General features: G+C 24.5%; 6 protein-coding genes. 3 read left to right on the forward strand and 3 right to left on the reverse strand.

The genetic code is table 11. The annotated features are described in order from the left end of the window. Window positions 1-1,010, forward strand: a 1,010-nt coding sequence (locus R5Z65_RS00040) for an SH3 domain-containing protein (protein ID WP_317366258.1), incomplete at its 5' end; no start/stop codon positions are given. Between the two features lie 251 nt (window positions 1,011-1,261). On the opposite strand, the gene R5Z65_RS00045 is transcribed toward R5Z65_RS00040, so the two are convergent. The 3 genes from R5Z65_RS00045 to R5Z65_RS00055 all read right to left on the reverse strand — a co-directional run bounded on the left by R5Z65_RS00045 (window position 1,262) and on the right by R5Z65_RS00055 (window position 3,319). After that, complete coding sequence (locus R5Z65_RS00045; RefSeq protein WP_317366259.1) at window positions 1,262-2,017, reverse strand: hypothetical protein; 756 nt, start codon at window positions 2,015-2,017, stop codon at window positions 1,262-1,264. 77 nt (window positions 2,018-2,094) lie between these two features. Further along, complete coding sequence (locus R5Z65_RS00050; RefSeq protein WP_317366260.1) at window positions 2,095-2,628, reverse strand: sigma factor-like helix-turn-helix DNA-binding protein; 534 nt, start codon at window positions 2,626-2,628, stop codon at window positions 2,095-2,097. Window positions 2,629-3,034: 406 nt separating this feature from the next. After that, window positions 3,035-3,319 (reverse strand): hypothetical protein, encoded by a 285-nt coding sequence (locus R5Z65_RS00055; protein WP_317366261.1) that lies wholly within the window; start codon window positions 3,317-3,319, stop codon window positions 3,035-3,037. Window positions 3,320-3,656: 337 nt separating this feature from the next. Here R5Z65_RS00055 and R5Z65_RS00060 point away from each other — a divergent pair, with 337 nt between their 5' ends. Both R5Z65_RS00060 and R5Z65_RS00065 read left to right on the forward strand, forming a co-directional pair. Then, window positions 3,657-4,025, forward strand: coding sequence for an RNase H1/viroplasmin domain-containing protein (locus R5Z65_RS00060; protein WP_317366262.1), 369 nt, complete (start codon window positions 3,657-3,659; stop codon window positions 4,023-4,025). Between the two features lie 249 nt (window positions 4,026-4,274). After that, the coding region (locus R5Z65_RS00065; RefSeq protein ID WP_317366264.1) for a hypothetical protein at window positions 4,275-5,274 on the forward strand (1,000 nt) is incomplete at its 3' end.

Genomic DNA, 5,274 nt, shown 5'->3' on the forward strand with positions numbered 1-5,274 from the left:
TAGTTTCAAATTTATCAACTGGAGAAATGTTAACTATATTAGGTCAAGCTCAGAAAGGGTATTGTAAAGTTAAAGTTCAAGAAACAGGAGAAGTTGGATATATAAGTGTCGCTAATATGCAAAATATATTAAATGGAACTAATGATTCATTTACACAATTATCAGAAAATGGGCAAGTAGTTAATGTATCAAGTAATGTAAGGATTAGAAGTAATCCAGCTATAGGAAATAATATTATAGGGTATTTAACTAATGGTACAACTCTGAATATACTTGGAAAACAAGGACAATGGTATAAAGTAAGTGTTAATGGACAAATAGGTTTTATTTATGAAGAATATGTAAGCACAAGTATTACTAATAGTAATAGTCAATCAACAACTAATAATGTAAATACTAATTTAGAAAATACTACTACATCAATTACTAATAAAAATAGTAATAGGACAAACTCTACTAGTAGCATAAATTCAAGTAAGAATACAAAAAATATAATAGTTAAAACCAACAGTTCAGTAGTTCCTAATTCATCGTCTAATGTAAATAAGATTAATAATAATACAATAAAAGATAATATAGTATATACAAATCCACAGCAAATAACCTTTATTCAAAAAACATCAACATTAGCGAGTCCAGATTTACAGGTTAATAAAAAGAAAGATATTAAGTTAAAGGTATTGGAAAAATTGTATGGTACAGATCCAGGAACACAAAATACTAAACCAATATGGTATAAAGTTGAAACTCAAAATGGATTAATTGGTTATATTGCACAAAATGAAACTTATTATAAAATTGTATATACAAATCCTAATAAAAATATACCAATATTTGAAGCACCAAATACATCAACGTTAATTATAGATTCTATAAATCATAAAAAAGAACCTTTATATGTTATAAGTAATATAAAAACTACTAATCCTATGAATCATATGAAAACACAATATTATAAAGTTTGCACTATTAATGGTAAAATAGGTTTTGTTCCATGTTCATATATATAAATTTAATTTAAATAAAATATACTAACAAAACTAGTAATTTTTCTAATAACTTATAAGTGAATGACACTAGAATATGTTTTAAGTATTTAAAAATTTGATAGCTATATTTCTACTATAGTTTGTTATTCTTAATTAAATATTTCTTTATGCTAATTGAATATACTTATATAGTAGATAGTATTCTTTAGATAAAATAAAAAAGATAACTTTAAATAAAATTTTAAGTTATCTTTTTTATTTTTATAATAATATTAATTTATTAAACTATAAGACATATTTGCATTATATATTATATCTAAATCAAAAATATCTAAATCAACTATGTTAGATTCTGCATATTGCCATCCAGCAATTCCTCCAGACCAGTTAACAGCATCATACATATAGTTCTCTATTTGTGGATTAGTAGGCTCGAAAAAGCTATAATCAAATCCTTGTGAAACTAATGCATTAGCAAGCCATAGATTAGCCGCTGTTAAGGAAGAACTAGTATTCATAGGTGGTTGACAAAGATATTTCATTTCATTAATATCAGTATATATCATTACTTCAAAATTACCTGATATGGTTGATTCTAAACCATTCATAAATTCTTGTACACAAGATTCTACATGTTCAAGTGTAACATTATTATCATTAAATGTGAATTCTTCAACATCTAAAACAAGTAATAAATAAGTGCTTGGTATATATTGGTTTGCTAATGACATACCAAATACAGCACCTTGTTCATAACAAGACATAGCAGATGGATAAAACGTTGGATCATACAAAGCATGATAGAAACCAATTTGTAAATTTGGATAATTACCACTTGTAATAGCTTGTAAAATTTCATATCTTTCGTTTTGAATTATTTCTCCGTCATTATTAAGAACAACACAACCATCTAATCCTGTTGATAATTCAAAATAAGCTGGAACCATAGTTCCACTATTAACATTGTTTAAACTTTCTAATTGAGAAGTTCCTGCTTGTGAGCAATCAAAACCAGTTTGTAAATTCATTTAAATCAATCCTTTCACTTTTGTTATTTTGTTTTTCATATATATAGAGTTAATATTTAGATAAAAGTAAACTAAGTTTAAAAATTTTCTTTTAATTTTTTTAATATTTTTTTCTTTCTTTTAGAAATAGCCATTTTTGTAATGTTATTAAAATAATTACCTATTTCTTGTTCTGTATAGCCATATTTATAATATAAAGAAAGTAATTGTTTTTCATTTAATGATAAAGTTGAAAGAGAAGTTTTTAAGGTTACTAATTCATCTATGAAATAAAATGAAATATTTGAAGGTAAATTAGTAAGTAAATTATTAGATTCATTAAATTGAACTGATTGATTTTTGAAAATTTTTGATTTTTTCTTTTTTAAACTGGAAAGGATATAATTGATAAGTTTGTGCTTTTGAATTACGTTATCTAAGGGAATTTTTAATAAAAGTTCATAAAAGAATGAAGTTAATTCATCATCATGATTAGAATTATTTTTTATATAAATTTTATTTTTAAAAATGAACTCAAGCTTTTTTAAAGCTTCGTTATCATTGTTTCTCACTTGATTTATGAGGTTATATATTTCAGTTTCGGTATAACCATTATATTTTACTATATTCATTTGTATTCCTCCATACATTTATTTGTAAATATACAGAGAATAAAATGAATAAAAAGTAAACTATTGAAATTTTTTATTCATAAGTATAAAATAGAAAAATATTAAATTATATAAAAATTAAGATAAAATTTAATAATAAAATTGGGAATATATTGGCAAAAAAATATAGTTAAATAAAAATAATTAAAAAAAAAATAAAGTTAATCAATTGCAATATGTGAATAAACTTGAAATAATAATACATATTGTAATTGTTTAACTTTATTATTCTTTAGAATAAAAAATTTGCATTATTTTGAAATTAAATATATAATAAATATAAATTAATGCAAAAAAATCCTATAAGTGCGGTAACACTTATAGGACGAGTTAATCAATTAAACGCACTAATTGAATAACGAATTACTTATAGTTTACCACTTAAATAGTTAAATGTAAACTGGTAAATTATAAGTGAGTGGTGAAGGCAAAAAAAACCACTATAATATAAAATAAGGGTTGCTCCACCCAATGCAGAAAGATGGGGCGTTATACATAGCTTATTACTTGTGTTACGGCTGTGATTGTATAACGTAGGTGAACGCCACCATGAAGGGCGTGGTAGGGTTACTGGATATAGAGTAATGTCTATATCGTATATGTTGGAAGTGCTTTTGCAGAGTGCTTTAGAGGGCAGTATATCGAACAACATCCGAAAGGGACTTAACACAAGTGTAAAAAATGAAAAGTGAAAAAGCCGAGCCTAACATTTTACAAGTTATATCTATTGTGACAAACGCTTATCGAACACCATCTACTTAATTGTAGGTGGCTTTTTTTGGCGTTTGTCACAGTAGGTAAAACTTTGTTATTTTCTCAAGTTCCCCTACCGTGCCTAACATATTAACGTTCTGTTAGCAAGCTCCAAGTAAAGAAAAACTACTCAAGTTGAGAAAATAACTTCCTTTTAAATCATATTGTTAAGTATTAACAATATATATAACATTAAAAAAAGTAGTATATATAAGGGATAGTAGAAAGGTAATAATATGGTTAAGAAAAAAGCTAAGAAATGGTATACTATAAAAGATGGTAAAGGAGTACAGAATAAGATACTTACTTCCTGGACTGAATGTGAAAAATTAGTTAAAGGTTATCCTGCCATTTATAAGAGTTTTAAGAGTGAAGAAGAAGCAAAACAATATTTATTTGATATAAAGGATAGTGATATTCCAGAGGTTCGAAATTTCTATAAAAAAGGAAGAGAATATAAAGAAAAGAGAAAGGCAACTACTAGACCTTTAAATGGCGTAAGAATACCAAAAGAGTTATTTGAAATTCTTGAACAAAAAGCTGAAAGAGATAATGTTAATATTGAAAAATTAGTTATTGAAGCATTGCAAATTGTTTTTGAATAACTAAAAAAATATAGATAGTTGGTTTTAGAACTTAAAATAGTCTGTATTAGAAGAACAAAAAAGATAGCAAAATTTCTATCTGAGATAGATAATTTAATAGAAGAAGAGAAAAAGAATCTTGATTATTTAAGAGAACTGAAAAAAGGATTATTACAACAGATGTTTGTGTAATTTATAAGGTTATTATTTTTATGAATTGAACATTTTTGAGATGATGTTCATACTAGTTTTTTAGTATGAGTGATTTAAGTGAATTATAAGCAAAGGAGAAAAAAGAAATTGATTATTATACAGTTAATAATTTTTATTTCTCTGATTTGTGCAGGAATAAAATTATGGAAAAAAAGAGATGGGTTAGAGGCTTTAGGTTTATTTTTTTTAATTAGTATGTTCCTTCTAATAGTAGTATTTACACCTTTAAATATGAAAATTTCAAGTGTTATAGGAATGATTTGTACATGTATTTTTTATAAAAAAAGCAGAACGTCTATTTTAGCTAATATAGGGGTATTTATGGGGATTTTTTTTATATCTTTAATAATTATGAATAAATTTTTTACAGTACCACATTTGGGTAATATAAATTCAAATAGTATTGTTGATGTACCAAATATCGCTAGTCAAAAATATGATATTACACAGAGAGCTACCAATAAAATTGCTAGTAATACAGTTGAAGGTATAGTCCCATATATAGAACATATTAATGGAAATATTTTTTCGATATATGTAGTGATTATATCTACTATTTTAGGATATTTAATTAGTAGATTTCAAGATGCGAGAAAAAGACAAAGGAAACTTAAGTTTTATATAAATCAATATAAACACTCTGTAAAGAAAAAATTTAAGCATATATATGAATCTTTAGATATTACTACTGTAGATAAAATATCTAAAAAAAATATAGAAATAAATTTTAAAGGTTATAATGACTTTGAAAATGATCTTTGGGAATCAAAAATTTATTTTTATGTTTGTGAAAAAGATAGTTTTACAAAACTACATTTAGTTTTCTTTGTTATAAATCCAATAAATTGGATTTTAGTATATAAAATGACGGAATATATAAAGCTTCGAGAGCAATATGTAAAGACAAAAGAAAGATATATAGAGAGTTTAAAATTAATTGATTCACCTTATTCTTATTTGGATGAATTTATTGTGAATTCATCTAAAAGTAATTTAAAAGAGTTAGAAGATATAACATTTAAATTATGTGATCAAATATTAAAAGTATATGCATATG

The sequence above is a fragment of the uncultured Tyzzerella sp. genome (genome assembly GCF_963558545.1).
Lineage (GTDB): Bacteria > Bacillota > Clostridia > Lachnospirales > CAG-274 > Tyzzerella.